This is a genomic window from Streptomyces sp. NPDC021225 (genome assembly GCF_044332865.1).
Taxonomy (GTDB): Bacteria; Actinomycetota; Actinomycetes; order Streptomycetales; family Streptomycetaceae; genus Streptomyces.
The window spans coordinates 246,532-272,789 of the sequence record NZ_JBIRPV010000005.1 but is presented as its reverse complement, the minus strand read 5'-3'; the positions used below and the strand labels follow the sequence as shown (position 1 = coordinate 272,789).

Annotated in this window: 23 protein-coding genes; 6 read left to right on the top strand and 17 right to left on the bottom strand. The window is 72.7% G+C overall.

The window, feature by feature from the left end; all coding sequences use genetic code 11:
• Nucleotides 1-66: 66 nt before the first annotated feature.
• The 3 genes from ACH4S9_RS23345 to ACH4S9_RS23335 are packed head-to-tail and all read left to right on the top strand — an operon-like array spanning nucleotide 67 to nucleotide 3,045.
• Complete coding sequence (locus tag ACH4S9_RS23345; RefSeq protein WP_358847781.1) at nucleotides 67-1,122, top strand: iron chelate uptake ABC transporter family permease subunit; 1,056 nt, start codon at nucleotides 67-69, stop codon at nucleotides 1,120-1,122.
• Nucleotides 1,119-1,970: an ABC transporter ATP-binding protein gene (locus tag ACH4S9_RS23340; protein ID WP_311723637.1), complete on the top strand. Its 852-nt coding sequence runs from the start codon at nucleotides 1,119-1,121 to the stop codon at nucleotides 1,968-1,970. Before ACH4S9_RS23345 ends, ACH4S9_RS23340 begins: the two co-directional genes overlap by 4 nt.
• A 37-nt stretch (nucleotides 1,971-2,007) precedes the next feature.
• Nucleotides 2,008-3,045 (top strand): ABC transporter substrate-binding protein, encoded by a 1,038-nt coding sequence (locus tag ACH4S9_RS23335; protein WP_398373740.1) that lies wholly within the window; start codon nucleotides 2,008-2,010, stop codon nucleotides 3,043-3,045.
• A 28-nt stretch (nucleotides 3,046-3,073) separates the two neighbouring features.
• Here the strand turns inward: ACH4S9_RS23335 and ACH4S9_RS23330 are convergent, their stop codons facing one another.
• From ACH4S9_RS23330 to ACH4S9_RS23275, 12 genes are all read right to left on the bottom strand, one after another.
• Nucleotides 3,074-4,546 carry an amino acid permease gene (locus ACH4S9_RS23330; protein WP_398374001.1) on the bottom strand — a complete coding sequence of 491 codons (1,473 nt, stop codon included), beginning with the start codon at nucleotides 4,544-4,546 and terminating at the stop codon, nucleotides 3,074-3,076.
• Nucleotides 4,547-4,802: 256 nt separating this feature from the next.
• On the bottom strand, nucleotides 4,803-6,785 hold the full coding sequence (gene dxs, locus ACH4S9_RS23325) for a 1-deoxy-D-xylulose-5-phosphate synthase (protein WP_311723640.1): 1,983 nt from the start codon (nucleotides 6,783-6,785) through the stop codon (nucleotides 4,803-4,805).
• 222 nt (nucleotides 6,786-7,007) lie between these two features.
• Entirely contained in the window at nucleotides 7,008-8,297 is a 1,290-nt protein-coding gene (locus tag ACH4S9_RS23320) for a sugar ABC transporter permease (RefSeq protein WP_398373739.1), read from the bottom strand.
• Nucleotides 8,294-9,082 (bottom strand): ATP-binding cassette domain-containing protein, encoded by a 789-nt coding sequence (locus ACH4S9_RS23315; RefSeq protein ID WP_311723642.1) that lies wholly within the window; start codon nucleotides 9,080-9,082, stop codon nucleotides 8,294-8,296. Before ACH4S9_RS23315 ends, ACH4S9_RS23320 begins: the two co-directional genes overlap by 4 nt.
• Nucleotides 9,083-9,209: 127 nt before the next feature.
• Entirely contained in the window at nucleotides 9,210-10,313 is a 1,104-nt protein-coding gene (locus ACH4S9_RS23310) for a substrate-binding domain-containing protein (RefSeq protein WP_385348231.1), read from the bottom strand.
• A gap of 301 nt (nucleotides 10,314-10,614) precedes the next feature.
• Nucleotides 10,615-11,814 (bottom strand): ROK family protein, encoded by a 1,200-nt coding sequence (locus ACH4S9_RS23305; protein ID WP_398373738.1) that lies wholly within the window; start codon nucleotides 11,812-11,814, stop codon nucleotides 10,615-10,617.
• A gap of 497 nt (nucleotides 11,815-12,311) precedes the next feature.
• A complete protein-coding gene (locus ACH4S9_RS23300) occupies nucleotides 12,312-13,010 on the bottom strand; it encodes a hypothetical protein (RefSeq protein WP_398373737.1) in 699 nt (232 codons plus the stop codon).
• A 3-nt stretch (nucleotides 13,011-13,013) separates the two neighbouring features.
• Nucleotides 13,014-13,271, bottom strand: coding sequence for a phosphopantetheine-binding protein (locus tag ACH4S9_RS23295; RefSeq protein WP_311723646.1), 258 nt, complete (start codon nucleotides 13,269-13,271; stop codon nucleotides 13,014-13,016).
• Between the two features lie 35 nt (nucleotides 13,272-13,306).
• Nucleotides 13,307-14,578 carry a type III PLP-dependent enzyme gene (locus ACH4S9_RS23290; RefSeq protein ID WP_398373736.1) on the bottom strand — a complete coding sequence of 424 codons (1,272 nt, stop codon included), beginning with the start codon at nucleotides 14,576-14,578 and terminating at the stop codon, nucleotides 13,307-13,309.
• On the bottom strand, nucleotides 14,565-15,623 hold the full coding sequence (locus ACH4S9_RS23285) for a 3-oxoacyl-[acyl-carrier-protein] synthase III C-terminal domain-containing protein (protein WP_398373735.1): 1,059 nt from the start codon (nucleotides 15,621-15,623) through the stop codon (nucleotides 14,565-14,567). The genes ACH4S9_RS23290 and ACH4S9_RS23285 overlap by 14 nt, the downstream gene beginning before the upstream one ends.
• A gap of 5 nt (nucleotides 15,624-15,628) precedes the next feature.
• Nucleotides 15,629-16,849 (bottom strand): acyl-CoA dehydrogenase family protein, encoded by a 1,221-nt coding sequence (locus ACH4S9_RS23280; RefSeq protein WP_358847771.1) that lies wholly within the window; start codon nucleotides 16,847-16,849, stop codon nucleotides 15,629-15,631.
• Nucleotides 16,846-17,583, bottom strand: coding sequence for an acyl-CoA dehydrogenase family protein (locus ACH4S9_RS23275; RefSeq protein WP_398374000.1), 738 nt, complete (start codon nucleotides 17,581-17,583; stop codon nucleotides 16,846-16,848). The genes ACH4S9_RS23280 and ACH4S9_RS23275 overlap by 4 nt, the downstream gene beginning before the upstream one ends.
• A gap of 150 nt (nucleotides 17,584-17,733) precedes the next feature.
• Here ACH4S9_RS23275 and ACH4S9_RS23270 point away from each other — a divergent pair, with 150 nt between their 5' ends.
• The 3 genes from ACH4S9_RS23270 to ACH4S9_RS23260 are packed head-to-tail and all read left to right on the top strand — an operon-like array spanning nucleotide 17,734 to nucleotide 21,086.
• Nucleotides 17,734-17,982 (top strand): acyl carrier protein, encoded by a 249-nt coding sequence (locus ACH4S9_RS23270; protein WP_311723650.1) that lies wholly within the window; start codon nucleotides 17,734-17,736, stop codon nucleotides 17,980-17,982.
• A complete protein-coding gene (locus ACH4S9_RS23265) occupies nucleotides 17,975-19,591 on the top strand; it encodes an AMP-binding protein (protein ID WP_385348243.1) in 1,617 nt (538 codons plus the stop codon). Before ACH4S9_RS23270 ends, ACH4S9_RS23265 begins: the two co-directional genes overlap by 8 nt.
• The gene (locus tag ACH4S9_RS23260; RefSeq protein WP_398373734.1) at nucleotides 19,578-21,086 is read left to right on the top strand and encodes a class I adenylate-forming enzyme family protein; all 1,509 of its coding nucleotides are present in this window, start codon (nucleotides 19,578-19,580) and stop codon (nucleotides 21,084-21,086) included. Before ACH4S9_RS23265 ends, ACH4S9_RS23260 begins: the two co-directional genes overlap by 14 nt.
• Here the strand turns inward: ACH4S9_RS23260 and ACH4S9_RS23255 are convergent.
• Genes ACH4S9_RS23255 through ACH4S9_RS23235 form a run of 5 tightly spaced genes read right to left on the bottom strand, consistent with a single transcriptional unit; the run spans nucleotide 21,061 to nucleotide 26,182 of the window.
• Nucleotides 21,061-22,017, bottom strand: a complete 957-nt coding sequence (locus ACH4S9_RS23255; RefSeq protein ID WP_398373733.1) for a hypothetical protein — start codon at nucleotides 22,015-22,017, stop codon at nucleotides 21,061-21,063. The two genes, ACH4S9_RS23260 and ACH4S9_RS23255, sit on opposite strands and share 26 nt — an antisense overlap.
• Nucleotides 22,014-23,054 carry a glycosyltransferase gene (locus tag ACH4S9_RS23250; RefSeq protein ID WP_398373732.1) on the bottom strand — a complete coding sequence of 347 codons (1,041 nt, stop codon included), beginning with the start codon at nucleotides 23,052-23,054 and terminating at the stop codon, nucleotides 22,014-22,016. Before ACH4S9_RS23250 ends, ACH4S9_RS23255 begins: the two co-directional genes overlap by 4 nt.
• On the bottom strand, nucleotides 23,044-24,453 hold the full coding sequence (locus ACH4S9_RS23245; RefSeq protein WP_398373731.1) for a condensation domain-containing protein: 1,410 nt from the start codon (nucleotides 24,451-24,453) through the stop codon (nucleotides 23,044-23,046). The genes ACH4S9_RS23250 and ACH4S9_RS23245 overlap by 11 nt, the downstream gene beginning before the upstream one ends.
• The gene (locus tag ACH4S9_RS23240; protein WP_398373730.1) at nucleotides 24,450-24,698 is read right to left on the bottom strand and encodes an acyl carrier protein; all 249 of its coding nucleotides are present in this window, start codon (nucleotides 24,696-24,698) and stop codon (nucleotides 24,450-24,452) included. The genes ACH4S9_RS23245 and ACH4S9_RS23240 overlap by 4 nt, the downstream gene beginning before the upstream one ends.
• Nucleotides 24,698-26,182, bottom strand: coding sequence for a class I adenylate-forming enzyme family protein (locus ACH4S9_RS23235; protein ID WP_398373729.1), 1,485 nt, complete (start codon nucleotides 26,180-26,182; stop codon nucleotides 24,698-24,700). The genes ACH4S9_RS23240 and ACH4S9_RS23235 overlap by 1 nt, the downstream gene beginning before the upstream one ends.
• Between the last annotated feature and the right edge of the window lie 76 nt (nucleotides 26,183-26,258).

Sequence of the window (26,258 nt, the reverse complement as noted above, 5' to 3'; positions counted from 1 at the left end):
GGAGCGAGCAGTGACGAGGGAAGCCCGCGCGTCGGAGCGCGCCGGGACTGAGCGGGGGGAGGACGCGTGAGCTCCACCACCCGCGCCGCCGGGTACCGCGTGGTCAGGGCCGGGCGGGGCAGCTTCCTCGTCCACCGCAGGGCCGTCGTGGCGGCCGTCGTCCTCGCCGCCGCGCTGGCCGCGGCCGTCGTGGCTTCGCTGTGCGTCGGCGAGTCGTTCGTCCCGCCCTCCGAAGTGGTCCGGGTGCTGCTGGGGCAGCCGAGCCCGGACGAGCTGGTGGTGGGCACCCTGCGGCTGCCGCGCCTGGTGACCGGGCTGCTGGTCGGCGTGGCCTTCGGGCTGTCCGGCGCGCTGATCCAGACCATGGCCCGCAACCCGCTCGCCAGCCCCGACGTCATCGGGGTGACGCACGGCGCGGGCGCCGCCACGGTCGCCGCCATGACCTTCGGCCTCACCTCGTACACCGCCCTGCCGTATGTGTCGATCGGCGGCGGTCTCGCGGCCGCCGCGCTGGTCTACGTCTTCGCCTGGCGCAAGGGGCTGAGCGCCTCCCGCTTCGTCCTCATCGGCATCGGCATCTCGGTGGCCCTGGGCTCGCTGTCCCGGCTGTTCCTCACCAAGGGCGACTATCTGGTGGCCCAGCAGGCCAAGGTCTGGCTCACCGGCTCGCTCAACGGCCGCGGTTACGACCAGGCCGCGCCGCTGGCGACCGTGCTGCTGCTCCTGGTGGTGCCGCTGCTGTGGGCGGCCCGCGCACGGCGCGGGGTGTCGCTGGACGACGACACGGCCACCGCGCTCGGCATCCGGCTGGACCGGGTCCGGCTGGGGCTGAGCGCCCTCGGGGTGGTGCTCGCGTCCGTCGCCACCGGCGCCGCGGGCCCGGTCGACTTCGTGGCGCTGCTGGCCCCGCAGATCGCGCGCCGGGTCGCCCGCACCGAGCAGCCCCCGCTGCTGTGTTCCGCGCTGACCGGGGCGCTGGTCGTGGTCGTCGCGGATCTGCTGGCCCGCCGGCTCTTCTCCCCGACCGAGCTGCCGGTCGGGGTGTTCACCGCCCTGGTGGGCGCCCCGTATCTGATGTGGCTGCTCATCCGCACCCGTAGCCGTTCCGGAGGCACCGCGTGACCGACAACCGCCTGACCGCGCGGGAGCTGACCCTCGCGTACGAGGACCGCACGGTCGTCGACGGCCTCGACCTGGAGATCCCGCACGGGAAGGTCACGGTGATCGTCGGCCCCAACGCCTGCGGCAAGTCCACCCTGCTGCGCGCGCTGGGCCGGCTGCTCAAGCCGCGCGGCGGCGCCGTGCTGCTGGACGGCACCGAGCTGTCCCGCCTGCCCACCAAGCGGATCGCCCAGGCCATCGGGCTGTTGCCGCAGACCCCCGTGCCGCCGGAGGGGATCACGGTGGCGGATCTGGTCTCGCGGGGGCGGCAGCCGCACCAGAAGTGGTGGCAGCAGTGGTCGGAGGACGACGAGCGGGCCGTCGGCGAGGCGATGGAGCGCACCGGGACCGCCGAGCTCGCGGAGCGGCCGGTGGACGAGCTCTCCGGCGGTCAGCGGCAGCGGGTGTGGATCGCCATGGCCCTGGCCCAGGACACCGATCTGCTGCTGCTCGACGAGCCGACGACCTACCTGGACATCGCCCACCAGGTGGAGGTGCTCGACCTGGTCCGGCAGCTCAACCAGGACCGCGGCCGCACCGTGGTCGCGGTGCTGCACGACCTGAACCAGGCGGCGCGCTACGCCGACCACCTGATCGCCATGCGGGGCGGCCGGATCGTGGCGCAGGGCCCGCCGGGCGACATCGTCACGGCCGATCTGGTCCAGGAGGTCTTCGGGCTCGCCTCGGTCGTCGTGCCGGACCCGGTGACGGGCGACCCGCTGGTGGTCCCGGGCGCCCCGTGGGCGGCGGCCGGGGCCGGTGGTGACAGGGGTGGTGCTACCGCCGCGCCCGCACGCAACATAAGGTAAGCCTCGCCTAAGAACTGCCTGTGACAGGAGCCCTGCCATGTCCTCTCGACGCCGCGGTACCGCCGCCGTCGCCCTCGCCTTCGCCGCCGCGCTGTCCCTCGCGGCCTGCGGCAGCTCCTCCGACGGCGACAAGGAAGGGAGCGGCGGGCAGGGCGACAAGAAGTCCGTGTCCAAGGACGGCAAGGACTTCGCGAGCGCGGCCGAGAAGACCGCCGCCATGGGCACCGACGCGGGGCCCGGCCAGTGGCCGCGCACCATCGACCACGCCATGGGCAAGACCGAGCTCAAGGCCCAGCCGAAGCGGGTGGTGGTGCTGGACGTCGGCGAGCTCGACAACGTGGTGTCGCTCGGCATCAAGCCGGTCGGCCTGGCGCCCACCGAAGGCTCTCCGGAGCTGCCGTCCTACCTGAAGAAGGAGGCGGGCAGCCCGAAGAACGTGGGCACCATCAACAACCTCAACCTCGAGGCGATCGCCGGGCTCAAGCCCGATCTGATCCTCGGCAGCCAGCTGCGCGCCGCCGACAAGTACGACGAGCTGTCGAAGATCGCGCCGACCGTCTTCTCCATCCGCCCCGGCTTCACCTGGAAGCAGAACTACCTCCTCAACGCCTCGGCCCTGGACAAGACCGCCGAGGCCAAGGCGAAGCTCGCCGACTACGACAAGAAGATCAAGGCGCTGGACGAGAAGCTCGGCGACAAGAAGCCGACCGTCTCGATGGTGCGCTTCATGCCCGACGGGGTGACCCGCCTCTACGCGAACGCCTCGTTCATCGGCACGATCCTGAAGGACGCGCACATTCCGCGGCCGAAGAACCAGGACATCGAGGACCTCGCCGCCGAGATCAGCGCCGAGAACATCGACCAGGCCGACGCCGACTACATCTTCACCGGCGTCTACGGCGACCCGAAGGCCACGGACCGCACCAAGGCGCAGGGCAACCCGCTGTGGAAGAACCTCAAGGCGGTCAAGAACGGCCACGCGTCCGACGTCCCGGACGAGACCTGGTACCTCGGCCTCGGCGTGATGGCGGCGGACACCGTGGTGGCCGACCTCCAGGAGCGCCTCACCGCATAGCCCACGGCGGCCCGGCCTGGGCGGCGCCTCAGCGCCGCTCCGGGCGGGCCGCCAGCCTGCTGTGGCCGCGACCGTAGAGGAAGTAGACGACGAAGCCGATCGCCATCCACACCGCGAACCGCACCCAGGTCTCCGCGGGGAGGTTCAGCATCAGCCACAGCGAGGCGGCGACCGAGGCGATCGGCAGCACCGGCACCCAGGGGGCGCGGAAGGCGCGGGGCAGGTCGGGGCGGGTGCGGCGCAGGACGATGACGCCGAGCGCGACCACGACGAAGGCGAAGAGCGTGCCGATGTTCACCAGCGCCGCCAGCTGGGAGATGCTGGTGAACCCGGCGACGACGGCGATGACCACACCGAGCAGGATCGTCGAGCGGTACGGCGTGGCGTACCTCGGGTGCACCTTGGAGAAGACCCTGGGCAGCAGCCCGTCGCGGCTCATCGCGAAGAAGACCCGGGTCTGCCCGAGCAGCAGGATCAGACACACGGTGGTGAGCCCGATCACCGCGCCGAAGCTGATGAGCCCCGCGTAGAAAGGGTGTCCGGTGGCCTTGAAGGCGTCGGCCAGCGGGGCGTCCACCGACAGCTGGGTGTACTTCTGCATGCCGGTGACCACCACGGACACCGCGACATAGAGCACGGTGCAGATGAGGAGCGAGCCGAGGATGCCGCGCGGCATGTCGCGCTGCGGGTTTCTGGTCTCCTCGGCCGTGGTGGCCACGATGTCGAAGCCGATGAAGGCGAAGAAGACCACGGCGGCGGCGGTGAAGATGCCCTGCACCCCGTAGGCCGTCGGCTGATACCCGGACATCAGCTGGATCAGCGGGGCCTTGAGCCCGGACGTGGCGGCCGTGACCTGGGGCTCGGGGATGAAGGGGTGGTAGTTCTCGGCCTTGATGAAGAAGGATCCGGCGATGATGACCAGCAGCACCACGGTCACCTTGATCGCCACCACGACCGTCGTGACGCGCGCGGACAGCTTCATGCCCAGCACCAGGATCCCGGTGAGCAGCAGCACCAGCAGAGCCGCGAGGATGTCGAAGGTGAAGCCGTGCGCCACATCGGGGCCGGACAGCACGGCCGGCAGCTGCCATCCGGCGTTGTCGAGCAGCGAGCGCACATAGCCGGACCAGCCGACCGCCACCACGGCGGTGGCCAGGGCGAATTCCAGGACCAGGTCCCAGCCGATGATCCAGGCGGGCAGCTCGCCCAGCGAGGCGTACGAGAAGGTGTACGCGGACCCGGCCACCGGCACCGTGGAGGCGAACTCGGCGTAGCAGAGCGCGGCCAGCGCGCAGGCGATCCCGGCGGCCACGAAGGCCAGCGCGGTCGCGGGCCCCGCCTGCTGCTTGGCCACGGCCCCGGTCAGCACGAAGATGCCGGTGCCGATGATCACGCCGACGCCGAAGACGGTCAGGTCGAGGGCGGAGAGCGTCCTGGTCAGGGCGTGCTCGGGCTCCTCGGTGTCCTGGATGGACTGCTCGACGGACTTCGTTCTGAACAGACCGCCCCGGCCCCTGCCTCCGGCGCCCCTGCCTCCGGCGCCCCCGCCGCTGGGTTCTCTCACGCTCACCGCGCCACCTCCACGCCTGCCCGTGCGCGCCATCGTTCTGCCAACCGGGCATGCGGGATGTGTGCACACTCTCGGGCATGGCCGATTCACCCGATGGGGGCGGAGCGGTGGGAAAAGCACTGGGCCGGTCGGAGCACCGCGCGTGTCGCGCGGCGGCCCCGGCCGGCCCGGCCCGGAAGCGCGGAGGTCAGTCCCGTACGGGCTCGGCCGCGGTGGAGGCCTGCGACGCGGCGCCCGTGCCCGCCGGCTCGGCCGCCGGGGCCGACTCGACGGACTTGTCTTCGTATCGTCCGCCGATCCTGGAGACCAGGCCGGTGATCTGGCGGGCGATGTCCGGGGCGGTCAGCCCGATCTCCGCCATGACCTCCTTGCGGGAGGCGTGCTGGAGGAAGCGCGGCGGGATGCCGAAGTCGCGCAGCGGCATGTCCACCCCGGAGTCGCGCAGCGCCTGCGCGACGGCGGAGCCCACACCGCCCACCCGGATGTTGTCCTCGACGGTGACCACCACGCGGTGGCGCTCGGCGAGCGCGGGCAGCTCCTCGTCCACCGGCTTGACCCAGCGCGGGTCCACCACCGTGGCGGAAATGCCCTGTTTGTCGAGAAGGTCGGCGACCTCCAGACACATCGGCGCCAGCGCGCCGACCGAGACCAGCAGCACATCCGGCCGGTCCGCGTCCGCCGGGGCGGGCTCGCGCAGCACGTCCATGCCGCCGATCCGGCCCACCGCCCGGACCGCCGGGCCGACCGCACCCTTGGAGTAGCGCACCACCGTCGGGGCGTCGTCCACCTCCACGGCCTCGCGCAGCTGGGCGCGGACCTGGTCGGCGTCGCGCGGGGCGGCGATCCGCAGCCCCGGGACGACCTGGAGGATGGACATGTCCCACATGCCGTTGTGCGAGGCGCCGTCGGTGCCGGTGATCCCGGCCCGGTCGAGGACGAAGGTCACCCCGCACTTGTGCAGCGCCACATCCATCAGGACCTGGTCGAAGGCGCGGTTGAGGAACGTGGCGTACACCGCGAAGACCGGGTGCAGCCCGCCGGTCGCCAGGCCCGCGGCCGAGACCGCTCCGTGCTGCTCGGCGATGCCGACGTCGAAGACCCGCTCCGGGAAGCGCTTGGCGAACTCGGTGAGGCCCACCGGGTGCAGCATCGCCGCGGTGATCGCGACGATGTCCTCGCGCTCCTCGCCGAGCTTGACCATCTCCTCGCCGAAGACCGAGGTCCAGTCGGCACCGCCCGCGGAGATCGGCAGCCCGGTGTCGGGGTGGATCGGGCCGATGCCGTGGAAGCGGTCGGTCTCGTCCTGCTCGGCCGGGGTGTAGCCGCGGCCCTTCTCGGTGAGGCAGTGCACGATGACCGGGCCGCCGAAACGCTTCGCCCGCTGGAACGCGGACTCCAGCGCCTCGATGTCATGGCCGTCGATCGGGCCGACGTACTTCAGCCCCAGGTCCTCGAACATGCCCTGCGGGGCGATGAAGTCCTTCAGCCCCTTCTTGGCGCCGTGCAGCGTCTCGTACAGCGGCCGGCCGACGACCGGAGTGCGCTCCAGGAGGTCCTTGCCGCGGGCGAGGAAGCGCTCATAGCCGTCGGTGGTGCGGAGCGTGGCCAGGTGGTTCGCCAGACCGCCGATCGTCGGCGAGTACGACCACTCGTTGTCGTTCACCACGATGACGAGCGGGCGGTTCTTGGCGGCGGCGATGTTGTTCAGCGCCTCCCAGGCCATGCCGCCGGTCAGCGCGCCGTCACCGATGACCGCGACCACCCGGTCCTGCTTGCCCAGCAGCTCATTGGCCTTGGCGAGGCCCTCGGCCCAGCCCAGCACGGTGGAGGCGTGGCTGTTCTCGATGACGTCGTGCTCGGACTCGGCACGCGAGGGGTAGCCGGACAGCCCGCCCTTGCCCTTGAGCTTGGAGAAGTCCTGGCGGCCGGTGAGGAGTTTATGGACGTAGGACTGGTGGCCGGTGTCCAGGAGCACCTTGTCCCGGGGCGAGTCGAAGACCCGGTGCAGGGCGATGGTGAGCTCCACCACACCGAGGTTGGGGCCCAGATGGCCACCGGTCTTGGAGACGGCGTCGACGAGGAAGGTGCGGATCTCCGCGGCCAGCTGGTCCAGCTGCTCCGGAGTGAGCCGGTCCAGATCACGCGGTCCCCTGATGTGGGTCAGCAGCACCCGTGCCTCCTTGCTGTCGAGTTTGCCGTCGTGCGTCTTTGCTCTTGTGCTGGTCGAGCCTTGCGGGTCCGCCTGAGTCTAATGTTCCGTCCCACCGGCGATGGCCGGGTCCCCGCGATCCACGTCACGCGTTCGGCGGCAGAACACCGGTACCCGGCACCGCCTGCGCGAGGCGATGCCGGGTACGTGAGGTTGGGCACAGCGGATACGGCGCGGGTCCGATCAGCCGCGCCCCGCCGAGCGCTGGGTCCTCCGCGACACCGAGTCGATCACGACCGCGGCCAGCAGCACCGCACCGGTGATCATGTACTGCACGGAGTTGGCGACGCCCAGCAGCGCCATGCCGGACGCGATGGAGCCGATGACCAGCATGCCCAGCAGCGCCGACCAGACCGAGCCGCGGCCGCCGAAGAGGCTGGTGCCGCCGATGACCGCGGCGGCGATCGCCTCCATGAGCAGATTGCCGGTGCCGGCCTGCTGGCTCGCGGAACCGATCCGGGAGGCGATCATGATTCCGCCGAACGCCGCCATCAGCCCGGACAGGGCGTACACCGAGATCCGCACCAGATCCACATTGATGCCCGCGCGGCGGGACGCCTCGACGTTGCCGCCCAGCGCGATCACCTTGCGCCCGTACGACGTGCGGCGCACCACGAAGTCGAGGGCGAGCAGCACCACCACGAAGATCACGAGCGCCAGCGGCAGGCCCTTGTACTCGTTGAGCCGCCAGGCCGCGGCGTAGGCGATGACGGCCAGCACCGCGGTGCGCACCAGAATCTCGCTCAGCGGCCGGGAGGGGATGCCGGCCGCCTTGCGGCGCCGCGCGCCCAGGAACTGGGCCAGGAAGAACGCGGCCACGGCGGCCGTGGCCGCCCCGTACGCGGCGATCAGCTGTGAGAAGTAGTGGCTGGACAGGGTCTGCACAAAGCCGTCGTCGTCGAGGTCGAGGGTGCCGGTGGTGCCCAGCACCTGGAGCATCAGCCCGTTCCAGGCCAGCAGACCGGCGAGGGTGACCACGAAGGCCGGGACGCCGATCTTGGCGAAGAAGAAGCCGTGCAGCGCGCCCAGGGCGGCACCGAGGGCCAGCGCGATGACCACGGCGAGCACCTCGGGCACGCCGTGCCTGATGTTGAGCACCGCCATGGTGCTCGCGGCCAGACCGCTGAGCGAGCCGACGGACAGGTCGATCTCACCGAGCAGCAGCACGAAGACGATGCCGACCGAGATCAGGCCGGTGCCGACGATCAGGATCGACAGGTCGGAGAGGTTCTTGGGCGAGAGGAAGGCGTCGTCCTTCACCTGGTAGACCACCCAGATGACGGCGATGCCCACGATGACGGGGAGCGCGCCCAGCTCACCGCTGCGCAGCTTGCGGCCGAACTCCTGGAGGTAGCCCTTGAAGCCCTCCTGGCGCACCAGCAGCCGGGGGTCGACCGCGGCGACCGCGTCCTTGGCGACCGGGACCGCGTCCTCGGTGTCGCCGCCATTGGTCTCGTCGGTCTTGGTGGTCACTTGGCGACCTCCGCGTTACGCGCCTTGCGGCGGGTCACGGCGTTCTCCGTGGCGCCGGTGATGGCGGAGATGATCTCTTCTTGAGAGGTGGTCTGCACATCGAAGGTGCCGTTGTTACGGCCGAGCCGCAGCACCGCGACCCGGTCCGCCACGGCCTTGACGTCGGCCATGTTGTGGCTGATGAGGATCACCGCCAGGCCGCGCTCGCGCAGCCGCTCGACCAGGTCGAGGACCTGCGCGGTCTGCTCGACGCCCAGGGCCGCGGTCGGCTCGTCGAGGATGACCAGCTTGGGCTCGCCGAGCATCGAGCGGGCGATGGCGACGGTCTGCCGCTGGCCGCCGGACAGCGAGGCGATGGGGATCCGCACGCTGGGGATCCGGATGGACAGGGTCTCCAGCAGCTCGCGGGAGCGGCGCTCCATCTCGACCTCGTCGAGCACCCCGGCGCGCAGGATCTCGCGGCCGAGGAAGAGATTGCCGACCACGTCGATGTTGTCGCACAGGGCGAGGTCCTGGTACACGGTCGCGATGCCCAGCTCCTGGGCGTCGTGCGGGCGGCTGACCTGGACCGGCCTGCCCTCCCACTCGACGACGCCCTCGTCGGCGGGGCCGACTCCGGCGATCGCCTTGACGAGGGTCGACTTGCCGGCGCCGTTGTCGCCGACCAGGGCGACCACTTCACCGGCACGGACCTCCAGATGTATGTCCGTCAGCGCCTGGACGGCGCCGAACCGCTTGGAGATCCCGCGCAACGCCAACACGGGTTCGTTCGGCACGATGGCCATCTCCGATCTGAGCAGGGGCGGACCCCTGCGGTGTAGCGGAGGTGGGAGAGCGCTCTCTCACCTCGACAGGGGGGTGGTGTCGACAGCAGGGGCGGCCGCCCGTGAGCCACGGGCGGCCGGTGGCGCACTACTTGATGCCGAGTTCGTCGCACGCGGCCTTGAACTTGGCCGTGCAGATGGCGGAGACCTTGTACAGGCCGTCCTTGACCACGGTGTCCTTGATGTTGTCCTTGGTCATCGACACCGGCGGGATCAGCGTCGCCGGGATCCCCTTCTTGGTCGGGCTGTCGGCCGTGGTCTCGGCGGGGACCTTCTCACCGCGGCCGAGCGCGAGGGCCATCTTCGCTGCGGCCGCCGCCTCCTGGCCGTAGGGCTTGTACACGCTCATGTACTGCGTGCCCGCCAGGACCCGCTGGACGCCCGCGAGTTCCGCGTCCTGCCCGGTGACCGGGGGCAGCGGGTCGACGCCGCCCTGCTTGAGCGCGGCGATCGCACCGCCCGCCATGGTGTCGTTGGCCGAGTAGACACCTATGATCTTGTCCTTGCCAAGGGAGTTGATCGCACCGGTCATGGCCTTGTTGGCCTCATCCGCCAGCCAGCGGTCGATGTCGTACTTCTTGGCGATGTCGACCTTGCCCTCCAGAACCGACAGCGCGCCCTTCTTGAACATGGCCGCGTTCGGGTCGGCCTCCCAGCCGTTGAGCATGACGACCTTGCCGGACTTGGCCTTGCTGCCGAGCGCCTTGAGCAGCGCCTCGCCCTGCACCTTGCCGACCGTCTCGTTGTCGAACGAGGTGTATCCGGAGACCGGGCCCTCGGCGAGCCGGTCGTAGGCGACGACCGGGATTCCGGCCTCGTCGGCCTTCTTGACCGAGCTGGAGATGGCCCTGGAGTCCACCGAGTCGAGGATGATCACGTCCACCTTCTTGGTGATCATCGAGTCGACCTGCTGCTGCTGCACCGAGGTGTCCGACTTGGCGTTGGCATACACGATCTTGCAGTCCGCACAGCCCGCCTTGATCTCCTTCTCGATCAGGGGGTGGTCCATCGCCTCGTATCTGGCGGTCTGGTCTTCCGGCAGGAGCAGGCCGATGGTGAGCGGGCCGGTCTTCTTTTTCTCTTTGTCGTCGTTGCTCTTGTCTGCTTCCTTGGCGGAGCCACAAGCGGCGAGGGAGACGGCCATGGAGACGGCGGCCGTGGCGACGACGACGCGACGCATCGTTGCGTTCATGGTGGGGGTGACCTCCCTGACGAGGCCGCGTCATTGCGGCCGAGGTGGCTGGCAGTCAACTCGGCCGCCCGCATGGCGTCAAGAAGTAAATCCTTAACGAGATGGCAACGGTGCCATTCGTTATCTGGGTGAACACAGCCCGATGCGGGCCGAGTCAGGCAGAAAAGCCGGGGCTCCGGGCACGTACAGTGCCCGGAGCCCCGGCTCAACGGCGATCGGTGGTTCTGTTCAGGCCCTGGTCAGGCCCGAATCGGGCCCTGGTCGGTTCCGATTCGGCCCTCTTCCGGGCCCGCTCGGTGACTCAGGTGAGGGCGGGTGCGCCCGCCGACAGCGCCCCGTCGAGCAGCGTCGAGTCGCCCATCTCACTCAGCACCAGCGCGAGCGCCCCCAGTACCTCGGCCCGGCCGCCCAGCGCCCCGGGCATCACCGAAAGCCGGCGGGCCGCGCTCGGGATCGCGTACCGCGCGACCGACTCCCGGATCGGCCCGAGCACCAGCTCCCCCGCCTCGGCGAGGTGGCCGCCCAGCACCACCCGGCTCGGGTTGATCAGATTGCAGAGGTTCGCGACACCGCTCCCCACGTGCCGGCCCACGTCCGCGATCACCCGGCGGCAGCCGGGGTCACCGTCCCGGGCCAGCTGCACCATGCGCTCCACGGTCAGGTCCACGCCATGGCTGGAGTACAGCAGCGGCAGCACATACCGGGCCGCGGTGAACGTCTCCAGACAGCCGCGGTTGCCGCAGCGGCACACCGGGCCCGACTCGTCCAGCGTGATATGACCGATCTCACCGGCCGTGCCGCCGGGGCCGCGGTAGATCTTCCCGCTGATCACCAGCCCCGCGCCGACGCCGTCGGCGACCTTGATGTACGCGAGGTCGGAGACCCCGCGCCCGGCCCCCCACACCAGCTCGCCGAGCGCGCCGAGGTTGGCATCGTTGTCCACGTGCACCGGCACGCCGAGGCGCTGGGCCAGGTCGTCCCGCGGATTGGTGCCCGCCCAGCCCGGCAGGATCGCGGTCGAGCCCAGCGTGCCCGTCTCGACGTCGATCGGGGCCGGCACGCCGAGACCGACGCCCACCACCTTGTCCTGGCTGATGCCGGTCGCCGTGATCAGCCTGCTGACCAGGTGCTCCGCCCGGTCCAGGCCCTGGGAGGCAGAGGCGTCCACATCCAGCGGCTCGGACTCCTCGGCCAGCACCTGGTGGGCCAGGTTGCCGATGGCCACGCGCAGGTGTGTGTGCCCGAAGTCCACGCCGACCACGATGCCCGCGTCACCGCTGAGCGAGACGCTGCGGGCCCGGCGGCCGCCCGCCGAGGTCGGCGTGACCTCGACCGTGCCGCCGTCCTTCAGCTCGCGGACGATGTTGGAGACGGTGGCCGCGGACAGCCCGGTGGTCCGGGCGATCTCCGCCTGCGTGAGCGAACCCGCCATGCGCACCGCGCGTACCACCCGCTCGAGGTTGGCCCGGTGCAGCGACGACTGCGATCCCGGAGTCTCCACGCCCATCCACTCCTGCCTCCGCGGGCGGCACGACCGCCGCTCCGCCGACCGGGTCGCAGCTGGTGAGGCCCGGCTTGTCTCCAACATGTGAACTCTAAGCTGAGCCGCCTCGGTTGTGCCCCGTCAAGACCTTGACGGACCTGACAGAGCCGTGGCGACTCCTTGATCACGAAAGTGCGCACACGCCGGACCGTGAGTGATCGTCCGGTGGTTCCCGGCGATGCCCGCCGCCGCGCCGGTACGCCTTGAGGCTTCCCGTGGCTTGGACGCACAATCTCGATATCGCGCCAGCGTACGACGGGCGCGGCGGCAAGGTGGGCGCTGTCCAGCACCTGGTCGCCTGCCGGCGGCTGCTGCGCCGGACGGTCTGGACCAAGCCTGCCCGGCGCTTGAGGGCAAAGCACAGCCAGCCCGCCCGGCGATTGAGGACCGGGGTCTGGGGCGGAGCCCCAGGAATCGGGAAGGGGCGGGGAGGGGCCCGGCCCGCCGCAGGCGCGTCACCCCGCCACGAACACCGCGACGTGCAGCCGCCCCAGCCCCCCGTCCCAGTCCGCGATCACCAGCCGCACCGCACCCGCCTCCCCCGCACCCGCAAGGGCCCCACCCAGCACCCGCCACACCCCGGCGCACCCGTGCCCCGCCGTGGCCGTCCACACCGTCGCGCCCGCCGCTTCCAGCGCGCCCGCCTGCTCGCGCAGGCCGTCGCCCAGAACGTACGCGCCGCCCCGCTCCAGGAGCGGCGGCAGGCAGTCCGCCGCCGCCCCGGCCCGCTCCTCCGCCACCGTCTCGAGGCGCCAGCCACCCGTGCCGCCCGTCCCGCCGAGGGCCAGCGCCGCCCCGGCCGCCGGGTCGAGCACGAACAGCGCGGCGTCGCCCAGGCCCGCACCCCGGTGGATGCGGTCGAGCAGCTTGAGGCCGCTGAACGGGGCGCCGATCCCCTGGTCGGCGACGGAGAAGGCGCGCGGCTCGCCGGGGCAGGCGTCGGCGAGGTAGCCCGCCGCGAGCCCGGCCGGGGCCGCGTCGTACGCCTCGTGGGCCACCACCAGGTAGTCCAGCGGGCGCGGCAGCGGCCCGTCGCCGGCGGGCGCCGCCGCCAGCAGCTCGCCGCCCAGCGCGACGAAGGAGCGCTCGCCGGGCCGCGCCGGGAAGTCCAGCCCCCAAGCCGCGCCCAAGCACAGCCCCGCCCCGTCCGCCATCTCTCAGCGCTCGGCCGGGAGGCTGCGCATGAGGAAGTCGACCAGCGAGCCGACGGTCTCGAAGACGTCCGGCTCGATGGCGTCCGTGTCGACGACCACCCCGGCGTTGTCCTCCAGGTCGATCATCAGCTCGATGATGCTGGTGGAGTCGAGCCCCAGGTCCTCGAAGAGCCGCTTGCCCTCGTCGACCGGAGTGTCGGCGTACGGCACCATCGCGGCCACCGACCTGCCGATCGCCTCGACCATTTGCGCGCGGTCCATCCCGGGCCTCCCGTCACTTGCCGAACGTACTGAGCTCACTGAACGAACTGGTGGTGTCGCTGCTTGCGCAGCAGGTCATCGGCGGTGTCCCGGTCGCGGACCAGCAGCGGGCGGCCCTCGTGGACCAGCACCTCGGCCGGGAACCCATGGCTGAGGAAGAGTCCGGGCGACGCCGTGGGCCCGTACGCGCCCGACCGCAGCACGGCCAGCACGTCGCCCGGCGCGAGGTCGGGCAGGGGCACGGCGCGGGCGAGGGTGTCGTCCGGGGTGCACAGCGGGCCGGTGATGTGCCAGGGGCGCTCGGGCCCCGTGCCGCCGCCCGCGACCGCCGCGACGGGGAAGTTGCGCCGGGCGTACGAGCCGACCCCGACCGCCGCCATGTGGTGGTGCGTGCCGCCGTCGGTGACCGCGAACCAGGTGCCGCGGGATTCCTTCACATACTGAACCCGGACGAGATAGGCGCCCGCGCGTGCCGTGAGGAAGCGGCCGGACTCCAGCAGCAGCCGGGTGCGCGGATGGCGGCGCGCGAAGTCCCCCACGACGGGGGCCAGGCCCTCCCGCAGGGCGTCGAGGTCCAGGTCGCGCTCGCCGTCGAAGTACGCGACCCCGAGCCCGCCGCCGATGTCGATCGCCTCCGGCTCGATGCCCGTGGCCGCCGCGACGCGCTCGGCCAGCGCCAGCACCTGGGCGGTGTTCTCCACGATCGCCGCGGCGTCGAGGATCCGGGTGCCCAGATAGACGTGCACACCGACCGGCGTGGCGTGGGTGAGCGCGCTCAACCGGTCCTTTCCGTCCAGAAGCTGTTCCTCGTCGATCCCGAACTGCCGGGGCTTGCCGCCCATGGCCAGCCGCGAGCCCGCCGCGCCGAACGAGGGATTGACGCGCAGCAGCACCCGCTGGCGCAGCCCCGCCTGCCGCGCCGTCGCCTCGATGAGCTCCAGCTCCTGCCAGGACTCGCAGACGATGGCGTACACGCGGCACTGGACGCAGGCGCGGATGTCGTCTGTTGTCTTGCCGGGGCCGAGGAAGATGATGTTCTCGGGGCGGGCCCCGGCCGTGCGGGCGGTGCGCAGCTCGACGAGCGAGGAGACCTCGGCGTGGGTGCCGTGCGCGAACAGCAGGGAGCAGACGCTGCTGTTGGGGTTGGCCTTCAGAGAGTAGAAGATCTCCACGGGGGGCGGCAGCGCCTCCGCGAGCGAGCGGACCGCGCCCGTCAGCAGCTCGCCGTCGTAGACGTACAGCGGGGTGCCGTAGTGGTCCGCCAGTTCCGCGGCCCGGATCCCCTGGACGGCGTCAAAGCTCTCCATGGCTCCTCCCTCTCCCGTTTCCCGGCTCGTACTCCCGCTCGCTCCCCCGCCCGTTCTCCCGCTCGTCGCACCGCTCGTCCCCCCGCTCCAGGACCGCCGCGCCGAAGGTCGCGCCGAGGCCGACGGTGGCCAGCACATACGTGTCCCCCGGCCCGAGCCTCCCGGAGGCGCGCAGCGAGGCGAGGTTGAGGTAGGGGTCGGAGCAGTTGGCGTGGCCCAGACGCGGCAGGTTGTCGAGGAAGACCTGGGAGAAGGGGATGCCCAGCTCCTTCGCCACGCCTTTCCAGGACAGGCGGTTGACGTTGTGCGGGACGATCCACCGCACGCCGTCGAGCCCGGTCCCCGCCTCCCCCAGCGCCTCCTCGATCACGGCGGCGAGGGCGGGCGCGTAGAAGCGGGTGTACTCCCGCTCCCGGTCGGGGTCCGCGCCGCCGAGGCTGCGGTAGAACCGCCCGTACGTACGGAAGGCGGAGCCGAGCAGCCGGTCCCCGGGCACCCGCGGCCCCACCACGCACGCGGCGGCGGCGTCGGCGACGACCGCGATCCCGGGGATGACGCCCTGCCGCGGGCGCGCCACCCGGTCGCCGGTGAGCAGCAGCACGCTTCCGCTGTCGTCATTTTGGGGGCTCAGATCGCCTCCGGGGCGCCTCAGCAGCTGTTCGGCCAGGAAGAGCGCGAACAGCCCGGCGGCGCAGTTCATCTGGCCGACGGAGAAGGCCGGGGCGTGGTCGAGGCCCAGCGCGGTGCGGACGCTGTCGAGCAGTTGGGCGCCCGTCGGGTCGTCCCCGGCCGGGTCGGCGTCCTCGCCGATGCGCGCGTACAGCACCTGGCGCACACCGCGCGGGTCCGTGCCGCTCAGGGCCTCGCGGCCCGCCGCCGTGAGCATGTCGGCGAGCGAGTGCCCGGGGCTTCGGGGGATGTCGCGGAAGCCGAGGTAGTCGCGGTAGAAGCGGGCCTTGGCGTCCGGGAGTCCGGCTTCCGCGGTCACGTCCGCGACCGTGAGCGCGGTGTGCGGGACGAAGGTGCCGATGGGCCCCAGGCGCATCGGCGTCACCCGTCCTCGCCCGCGGGCACGGTATCGCCGCCCGCGGGCACGGCGCCCGACCGGGCGTAGTCCTGGGCCAGCCGCAGCCGCTGGATGTCGCTGGTGCCCTCCATGATCTCCAGCGCGGCGGCGTCGCGGGCCCACTTCTCCAGCAGGGGGTGGTCCAGCAGCGCGCCGCGCCCCAGGAGGGCGGGCAGCCGGTGGGTGACGTCCCGGACCAGGCGGACCGCCTCCAGCTTGCACAGGGCGGAGGCGTCGCCGCGCCCCCGGTCCGCCTCGACGAGCCGCGCGGTGCGGTGGACGAGCCGGGCGGTGGCCGCGATCCGCAGCGCGGCCGTCTCCAGCGCCCGCCGCTCGGCCGGGGCCGGTGCCCGGCGCTCGGCGCGTACGTAGTCGTGCACGGCCGCGGCGAGCCCGACGGCGGTCGCGGCGATCTGCACCCGCGCGCCGTAGAAGGCGGTGACCGCGCCCCACATCCCCCGGCGGGTGGCGGGCAGATGGGCGCCGAGCACCCGGTCCCGCGCGACCGGCACCTCGTCGAAGGTCATTTCACTGATGCGGGCGCCCCGCAGCCCGATCATGTCGAGCGCCTCGCCGTACGCGCCGGGCGCCGGGAGGTCCAGGAGTACGGCGCGCACGCCCAGCGGCGAGGTGCCGGTCTGGGCGAAGACCACCCCGACGCCGCCGCGCGAGCCGTTCCCGACGTACTTCTTCGCGCCGCTCAGCAGCCAGTCGCCGCTGCGGTCGGCGGGGTCGGCGGGGGCGAGCGCGGTGCTCATCCGGGTGGCGTCGCTGCCCGCCTGCGGTTCGGTGATGGCGCAGAAGGCCCAGGTCGTGCCGGTGACCACCCGTTCGTAGAACGCGGCCTGCTGCGCGGGGTCGCCCATGGAACGGACCACCACCCCGGCGAGGGCGGGGCCGGGGGCGGAGAACAGAGCGCCCGCGTCGCCGCGCGCCAGCTCCATGGCGCAGATCATCTGGCCGAGGAAGTCCCGCGGCAGGCCCTTCGCCTCGGCCCGGGCCCGCTCGTCGTGGAACCGCTCCGGAATGCCCAGGGCACGGACGAGGCCGAACGCGGGGTTGTCGAGGTGGCCGTCCATGCGGGCCGGGTCGGCGTCGATGGCGAGGGCGGCCTCCCGGAGGGCGGGGGCGAACTCGCGCGCACGGGCGCGCAGGGGTTCGTGCGCGGTGTCCAGGGCCGCGGCGTCCAGGGCGTGGTACGTCACGACCGCTCCCACTCGGGGTCTCGCGGCGACGGCCTCCAGAGGCTGCCGACGTACGCCGAGACATACAGGGCGCGCACGGGGTGGCCGGCCAGATAGCCGGCGCCGCCGAAGAGGTTCGTCAGGGCCTCGTCGGCCGCGTCGAGGCGCCGGTGCAGCTCGTGGGCGGCGAGCGGATCGGCGCCGGACGTGGTCAGCAGGAGCTCGCAGGCGCGGACGGCGGCGGTGCAGTCCGCGATCTTCGCGCGCACCAACTGCCGCTCGATCAGCGGCCGGTCGCCGGAGCGCCGCCCCGCCACATGGGCCACGGCCCGCTCCAGCAGCGCCTCGGCGAGCCCGGCGCGCAGCGCGCCGAACAGCGTCCCGGCGAGGGCGAGCCGGTCCCGGGCCCCGGGCCCCGGCTCGGCGGCGGGGGTGGCGGTGGCGGCGGCTGTGGTGGCGTCCGGAACGTCCCGAGGGGCGACCCGGACGACCTCGAGCCCCTCGCGCTGGGCCAGTTCATGGCGCGGGCCGGGCCGCACCGTGACCCGCTCCCCGGGCACCGCGCGCCCCGCCATCAGCCAGCCGCGCATGCGCGGGGCCATTCCGCCGGGAAGGACACAAAAGCCCCTGCCGGAGCAGGGGGCGGTGAAATCCAGATGGCGCACGGCGTCGGCCAAAGCCGCCGAGAAGCCGCTCTCGCGGGCTGTACGCAAGACGTCGAGGGCGGCGGTGAGGGGCTCGGCTCCGGGGTCCACAGAGGACAATTCCGCAGCTTTTGCCGCCATATCCCCCAGCCCCATATCCCACGGTCCCGTGATGGCCAATCGTGGAGCACGACCCTAGGAGTCACCAAGATCCACGTCAAGACCTTGACACCCGATGCCGTTTCCACTTCGATCCGGACCATGCGAAAGTCCTCCGCAGAGCAGAGCGTTCTGGCAGCGCTGCGACAAGTATTGGGGCGCGGCGAGCTGACCGATGTCGACTCCGGCACCCGGCTCTTCGAGGACCTCGGTCTCGATTCCACCTCGGTTATCGAGCTGCTCATGCTCATCGAGACCCAGACCGGCGCCGAATTCGATACGGAAAGCCTGGAACTGGAGCATTTCGCCACCGTCGGAACGCTCACGGAGTTCGTGAGCACACATGGCTGACGGGGCGGGCCCGGGCGCCCAACAGGGCCTGCACGGCCACTTCCTGGCCTCGGCCCGGGCCCACCCGGACCGGATCGCGCTGCGGGTGGGGAAGCGGACCTGGACCTATTCCGAAGTACACCGCGCCGCACGGTCGTTGGCCTCGTCCGTCGTGGCCGCGGCCGGGGGCCGGCCGGCCGCGGTCGGGGTCCTCGCGGCGCGCGGCGAGGTGGCGTACGTCGGCCTGTTGGCCGCGCTGTACGCGGGCGCCGCCGCGGTGCCGCTGAATGTGGAATTCCCCGCGGCGCGCACCGACGCCATGCTGCGGGCCGCCCGTCCGGCCGTGGTCATCGCGGACGACCAGGGGGCGCGGATCATTGCCCGGCTGCCCGATCAGCCGCCCGTTGTGCATGCCGGAGGAGTGAATTCCGGCGGCGTGAATACCGGGCTCGGCGCGGAGGGCGGCGAAAGCGCCCCGGAGACGCCGCGGCACCCTGAGGAAAATGGCCCCGGGGAAAACGCGGACGAGGCCGATCCGTTCGAGCCATGGTCCGTGGAACCCGACGATCGCGCGTACATCATGTTCACCTCCGGCTCCACCGGCCGCCCGAAAGGCGTGCCCATCTCGCACGGGAATGCGGAGCACTATCTGCGGTGTGTGCGAGACCGCTACGACTTCGGGCCTCAGGACGTCTTCTCGCAGACTTTCGACGTCACCTTCGACGTGCTGATCTTCGATCTGTTCTGCGCCTGGAGCGCGGGGGCGAGCGTCGCCCACGTCCCCGGCTTCGGCTATGCCGATCTCCCCGCGCTGGTGAACGAGCTCGGCATTACGGTCTGGTTCTCGGCCCCCAGCGCGATCTCCGTCGTCCGCAGGACGCGGCGGCTCACCGACGGGGCCATGCCCGGGCTGCACTGGAGCCTGTTCGCCGGCGAGGCGCTCATGGAACACGACGCGGCCGACTGGCAGCGGGCCGCCCCCGGGTCCACCGTGGTGAACCTGTACGGGCCCACGGAACTCACCGTGAGCTGTACCGCCCACGCATGGCGCGCGGCGGACGCCCGGCACCCCGAGGCGCACGGCGGCGTGCCCATGGGCCGGCTCCACCCCGGGCTGCGGGGCGTGCTCCTCGACGCGGAGGGCGACCGCCACCCGGAGCGGGGCGAACTGTGCGTCACCGGGCCGCAGATGTTCGCGGGCTACCTGGACCCGGCGGACGGCGCCGGGCGCTTCCTCGAACTCGACGGCGAGCGCTGGTACCGCACCGGCGACCTGGTCGCCACGGCCCCCGACGGCACCCTGCTGTACTCGGGCCGGCTCGACCACCAGGTGCAGATCCGGGGCGTACGGGTGGAGATCCCCGAGGTGGAGTGGGCGCTGCGGCGCTGTCCGGGCGTGGACGAGGCGGTGGTGGTGGCGGTGCCCGCGGGCAACAGCCATGCCCTGCACGCCTTCTACACCGGGACCGCCACCGAGCGGGCCCCGGTCGTCGGGGAACTCGGCAAGCTGCTCCCCCGGGCGGCGATTCCGCGCGTCCTCCAGCGGGTGACCCGGTTCCCGCTGAACGGAAACGGCAAGATCGACCGCAAGGCGCTGGCTCAGGAGGCGGAGCGACATGCCGTCCGGTGACCCCGGGTTCGGGCCGGCGTCCGTGCTGCACGACCTGCTGGACACGGCGGCCCGCCGCCACCCGGCCCGCCCGGCGCTTACCCAGGCCGGGGTGACCTGGGCCTACGCCCGGCTGCGCACGGCCTCGTTGCGCGCGGCGGCGTGGCTGCGCGCGCGGGGCGCCGGGCGCGGCGACCGGGTCCTGCTCGCTCTCCCGTCCTCCGCCGCCGCCGGGAAGCACCCCCTGCCGCCCGGTCTGGCCACGGCGGCCCTGGTGTACGGCTGTTCGCGGGTGGGGGCGGCGTTCTGCGTGCTGCACGAGCAGGTGCGCGGCCCGGCCCTCGCCCATGTCCGCGAGGACAGCGAGGCCGTCCTCCTGGTCACCGCGGACGACGGCCCACCGCTCCTGGACGAGGACCCCCCGGAGCCCGCGGACGAATACAGGTACGGGACGACCGGCCCGCTGTCCGTGGACCCCGTCTGCCTCATCTACACCTCGGGCTCCACCGGCCCGCCGAAGGCCGTGGTGTCCACCCACGCCCAGCTGCTGTTCGCGGCGCAAGCGATCCACGGCGAACTGGCGTACACCGCCGAGGACATCGTCTACGGCGCGCTGCCGCTCTCCTTCGACTACGGCCTCTACCAGCTCTTCCTCAGCACCCTCGCGGGCGCCCATCTATGGCTCGGCGGCGCCTCGGACATGGGCCTGATCCTGCTGAAGAACCTCCGGCGCTCCGGGGCCACCGTGCTGCCCGTCGTCCCGTCGCTCGCCCAGGGCCTGGCCCGGATGCTGCCGCGCTACGGCGCCGACGGCCTGCGGCTGCGGCTGCTCACCAACACCGGCTCGGCGATGCCCCCGGAGGTGCTGGCCGGGCTGCGCGCCGCGCTGCCCGGGCTGCGGGTCCAGCTCATGTTCGGGCTGACGGAGTGCAAGCGCGTGGCCATCATGCCGCCGGACGAGGATCTGCGCAGGCCGGGCGCGTGCGGCCGGGCGCTGCCCGGCACGGAGGTCTTCGTCGTGGACGACCGGGGGCGGCGGGTGGCGCCGCGCACCGTCGGGGAGATCGTGGTGCGCGGCCCGCATGTGATGGCGGGTTACTGGCGGCGGCCGGAGCAGACCGCGCTGCGGTTCCCGCGCGCCGAGGGGCTGTTCCCCGAGCTGTGCACCGGGGACTTCGGCCATCTGGACGAGGACGGCTATCTGTACTTCTCCGGGCGCCGCGACGATCTGTACAAGCAGCGCGGGTTCCGGGTGAGCGCGGAGGAGGTGGAGACCGCCGCCCGCCGGGTGCCGGGCGTCCGCGGCGCGGCCGTTCTGCCGCCGTCGGGGGACGGCGAGGAGGCGGTGCTGTGCGTGGCGGGCTCGCTGGGCGCGGGCGAGGTGCTGGCCGCGCTGAAGGAGGAGATCGAGCCGTACAAGATCCCCGCCCGCTGTGTGGTGGTTCCGGAGCTGCCCCTCACCGGACACGGCAAGACGGACCGCAAAGCACTCAGGGCCATCGCCGCAGAATCCTGACGGAGGTCTTCACGCGCCGGCCGTCGGCGTCCGTCAGGAAGCGCAGACCGGCGTAGGAGTCGCAGATCTTCCACACCGTCCCGACCACCGACCGGTGCGACGGCCAGCGATCGGCGTCGACCAGCCCGTATGCGGCCAGGATGGTCAGATAGAGGGGATCGGCGGGCAGCCAGCGGTCGCCGCGGCGCACCTCGATCCAGTGGTGCGGCAGCGGAAACGCACCGGCCAGCAGCAGCCCGCCGGCCCGGCGTACGGGCATCCCGGCCGCCGCCGCGACGTGCACCAGGTAGGTGGTGCCCGCGCGGCAGTCGGCCAGCCGGGTCTCCCGCACGAACCCGGCGTCGTCGCACAGTTCGTCGGGCACGAGGTGGTATTCGAGCCGCGCGGCTTCCGCCGGCAGCGGGCCCAGTTCGCGCGCGCAGTCGGCAGCGCCCTGGTCCGCGTCGGCCGCGTTCTCCCCGGCGGACACCCGGAGGTCCGCCTCGAAGACATCGGGCCCCAGCCGCCGCAGGGTGCCGTCCAGCACGCCGGAGGCGAGCCGCGGCGAGGGCTCCAGCACCCCGGCCTCCGGCACCCCGGCTTCCCGCACCCCGGCCTCCCGCCCCTGGAACCGCGCCCGGTACGTCGTCGTGGCGACCACGGCCGTGTTGAAGGGCTGGGCCGACAGCCGCACCTGGAGCCAGGCGGGGGACGGGATGCGCAGCGCGAGACCGAGGTTCTTCAGGTCGAAGTCGTCGAAGCGGCGGTCCGCGCCGCTCCCTTCGTACGCGAGGCCGAGGTCCAGCGCCTCGCCCAGCAGCGCCTCGCCGATCCGGTGCACCCGGGCCGCCGTCCCGGCGCTCACCTCGAACCGCCGGAAGCGGCGCGGGACCCGCGCGGCCCGCTCCAGCGCCGCCTCGATCGCCCCCTCGATCGCCCGCTCGCGGCTCATATCTCCCCCCGCAGGATGTCGCGCAGCGAGGACGCGTCGCGCCGCATCAGCGGATCGGCGATCTCCACGGCCTCGTGGTTCCCGTCCTTCTCGACCACGTGCACGATCACCCGCGCCGCGTCGTCGGTCACGGCCACCGCGCCGCCGGAGTCGAAGGAGAGGACCCAGCCCAGGTCCGGGTCATGGTGAGCCCGTGTCAGGGCGCGGTCGTGACCGGCGGCGAAGGCCCGTACGGGCTCGGGCAGCGGGCCGTCCACCGGGGCGAGCGGACCGAGCGCGGCGATGCCCGTCCGCTGGAGCAGGGCCACCTTCGCGGCCCGCCGGTGGACGGGGTGGTCGCTGCCCCCGAGGAACCGGTTCAGCACCTCGGTCTCCGCCTCGTTCCGGGCGAACCCGCCCGCGTAGCTGGAGGCCCGCACCCGGTAGACATACGACGGCTCGTCCGGCTTGCTCACCCGCGCGCCCGCCGCCACCAGCCGCAGCCACAGGTCCCACTCCTCGCCGTACGCCACCTGGCGGTAGCCGCCGATCCGCTCGTACAGCTCGCGCGCGTACAGCGAGCCCACCACCACATAGTTCTGCGCCAGCAGCTGGACCAGCTGGTCGCCCGGGAGCGGCAGCCCGCCCTTGGTGTAGGTGGCGGGGCGGAAGGGGCCCTGGCCCGTCCAGGTGAGCGGGCGCGGGCTGATCAGGCCGGGCGAGGCCGCGTAGGTCTCGCTCATCGCGGCCACATGGTGCGGCAGTACGAGGTCGTCGCCGTCCAGCTGGAGCACCAGGTCCGTCTCCAGCACCTCGATCGCGGCCCGCCGCGCGCCCCACACGCCCAGCCGGCGCGGGCCGCGGTTGCGCAGCAGGGTCAGCGGGAGGATGGCGCGCCAGCGCTCGACGAGCCGTACGGTGTCGTCATCCGAGTGGTCGTCGACCACCACCACCTGGTCGGCGTGGGTGGTCTGCATGGCCAGGGAGCCGAGCGCCTGGTCGATGAACGCCGCGGAGTTCATCGCGGCGATCACCACACCGACGGTGTCACGAGACATGGGCCGGCAGCCGCTCGTCGCTTTCCTGCGGGCCTTCCGGGCCCTGCGGCCCCCGTCGCTCCGTCACCACCAGCTCCTCCACGCCGTAGAGCAGCTCGCGGAGGTCCGACGCGGGCAGATACCGGGTGTCGGCGGCCATCGCGATCACCCGCTCGCCGTGCTCCGCGGTGCGCACGGCGCAGTAGAGCTTGACCGAGGGCAGCCGGAACGGCTCGGCCCAGCGGAAGGAGGTCTCCACGCCGCTGGGGCCACGCGCGCCCTCACCCTCCTCGGGGGGTGTGAGGGCACCGAGGTCGTTGTGCAGCACCGACAGGTCCAGCTGCTCGCCGCGCTCCCGGCCGACCTCCGCCACCAGCCGCCCCAGGCGGACCGGGTCGTACTGGGCGCGGGCGTATCCGCGCAGCTTGGCGAGGTGAGCGGCGCGGACGCAGTCGTCGAACGAGGGCCCCGAGACATCGAAGCACAGCAGCACATCCGCGGCCAGCGGGGTCACCATCGCCTGCCGCGCGGCGCCGATCCGGTTCGCGAAGATCGTCGTGAGCGCGCAGTGGGAGAGGCCCGCGCGGCGCGCGAGCAGCGTGCCGACGGCCGCCAGATACACGGTCTCCTCACCGGCCCGGCAGCGCGCCGCCACCTCCCGAGCCGCCTCCTCCAGCCGCCCCGAGCGGAACTCCCCGTGGGCCCACTCCGGCGGCCCCGCGGGGTCGGCGGGCTCGGGGAACATGCTCCGGGGCGCACGGCGCAGCAGCGAGCGCTGGTACGCGTCGGCGCGGCGGTCCATGGTGCGCCCGGCCTCGGACCGCTCGGTCTCGGCGAGGTCGGCGGGCTGCGGTACGGGCTCGGCGCGTACGGCCCCGGCGGATACGAGGGCGCCATCGGCCAGGTGAGCCTTCAACTCGCGCACGACCAGCCCCATCGCCCAGCCGTCCACCGCCACATGCGACACATACAGCGCGAGATGGCGGGCCTCGCCGTCGGGCCCCGTCAGCACCGCCGCCCGGATGCCCCACTCCCGGGACAGGTCGAAGTCCGTCCCGGCCAGGGCGTCCAGCGCCGCGGCCGGGTCGTCGCCCCGGACCACCCGGACCGTCAGCCGCCCCTCCCCGCGCACCTCCTGGTACGGGGTGGAGTCGGCGGTCCCGTCCCGGTACACGGTGCGCAGGCTCTCGTGGGCGGTGACCAGCGCCCGTATCGCGCCGATCACCTCGCGCAGCGTGCGGCCCTCGGGCACCGGCAGCGACACCCGCTGGTTGTAGTCGTAGTGGGCCCGGTCGGCCCGGCGCTGAAGAGCGCGGTAGATGAACTGCTGGCCCCAGGTCAGCGGGGCCCGTACGGTGCGCTCCCCGCTCACCTCGACGACCTCGACGACCTCGACGCCCGTCTCCCGCGGGCCGGTCAACGCTGCCTCAGCACGAAGTCCGCCATCCGGCCGACGGTCGAGAGGTTCTCCGGCGAGACCTCCTCGTCGGGGACGTCGATCCCGTAGTTCCCCTGGAGCCAGACCAGCAGCTCCAGCATGGCCATCGAGTCGAAGTCGGCGATCTCCAGCAGGTTGGCGTCGGGGCCGGGCGGGGCCTCGGCCAGCGCGGGCACCACCACGGTGACATGCTGGGCGATCTCCTCGACCAGGCTCTCGCGGTCCATCACGCGCTTCCTTCCTTCTCGTGCTCTGACTCGGCCGAACGCGGGTGGAGGACCTTGCCGGTCGTCGAGCGGGGCAGTTCGGCGGTCACCTGGATCCGGCGGGGGATCTTGTGCTCCGCCAGCCGCTCCTGGCACCAGACGATCAGCTCGTCCGCCGTCACCGGCCCGGGGGCGGCCACCCGTGCCACCGGCACCTGGCCCCGGCCGCCGTCCGCCGCCGCGAAGACCTGCGCCTCGGTGACGGCGGGATGCTCGGCGAGCACCCGCTCCACCTCCACCGGGTTGACCTTCTTCCCCCCGACGTTGATCATCCGGGCCAGCCGGCCGACCAGCCTGATGGAACCGTCGGGGCCCAGCGTCGCCAGGTCCCCGGTGCGCCGCAGGTCCCCGTTCATGGACAGCGGGCGCAGTCCGTCCACATGGGCGTAGCCGTCGGCCAGCGAGTCCGTGGCCAGCTGGAGTTCGCCCGCGCCGTCCTCGTCGCCGGTCTCCCGCAGGGTCGCCACGACGCCCGGGACCGGGCGCCCGACGTCCCCCGCGCGGTCCTTGTCGGGATCCACCCGCTTGATGGCGATCATCCCGGTCTCGGAGGAGCCGTAGATGTTCAGCAGCGCGAAGTCGTGGGCCTCCGTCACCGCCGCCGCGGCGCCTTCGGGGAGCGGGGCCCCGGCGGACACCGCGCGCTCCAGGCCGTCGAAGCGCGATGTCGTGTCGGCCGCCATGAGCCGGTAGTGGAAGGGCAGGGCGACCAGGACCCGCGCCCCGCTGTCCCGGACGGCGGCCGCGAGCTGCGAGGGCACCAGGCGCGATCCGCAGAGCGTCACCGGCGCGCCGACGAGCAGCGGGCCGAGCAGGCCCACGGTGTGGCCGTACATGTGGAAGACCGGCGCCGCGCACACCACGGGCGCCTCGGGGCCGTAGCCCACGGCGGCGGCGCAGCGCAGCGAGTCGGCGAGCTGTGCGCGCGCCGACCGTACGACGCCGGCGGGCTCGCCCGTCGAGCCCGAGGTGAGGAAGATCCCCGAACGCCGGGAGCCCAAGGCGGCGGGGTCCTCCGTGCCGCCGCCTTCGCCCCCGCTCGTGGAGACGGCGAGCGAGAGCCCATGACGCTCCCACACGGCATCGCGCTCAGAGCCGGAGCCAGGGTCGGGACTGGGGTCGGAACCGGGATCGGACAGCAGCAGATGCGGCCCGAAGGCGGCGGTGACGCGCTCGTACTCCGCCTCCTTCTGGCCGGAGTCCAGTTGCATCAGGGGCACTTCGAGCAGATCGCAGGCGAGCGTCGCGACGAGGGTCAGCACGGGCCGGCCGGTCCGCACCGCCGCCAGCCGCAGCGGCCCCCGCCGCCTCAGCTGCCCGGCCAGATCCTCGGCCGCCGCCAGCAGCCCATCCCAGCTCCAGGTGTGACCGGCCTGCTCTTTGACGACGACGCGGCCCGGATCGGCGATCCTGCTCGCGACCCCCTCGCACAGCCCCGTGGACACCGCGGCTCCTCCCCGTTGTCAGCCTCGCCGCCGTGTGGCGCCCGGCCGGGAATTCCACCACCGGACGCCCAATTCC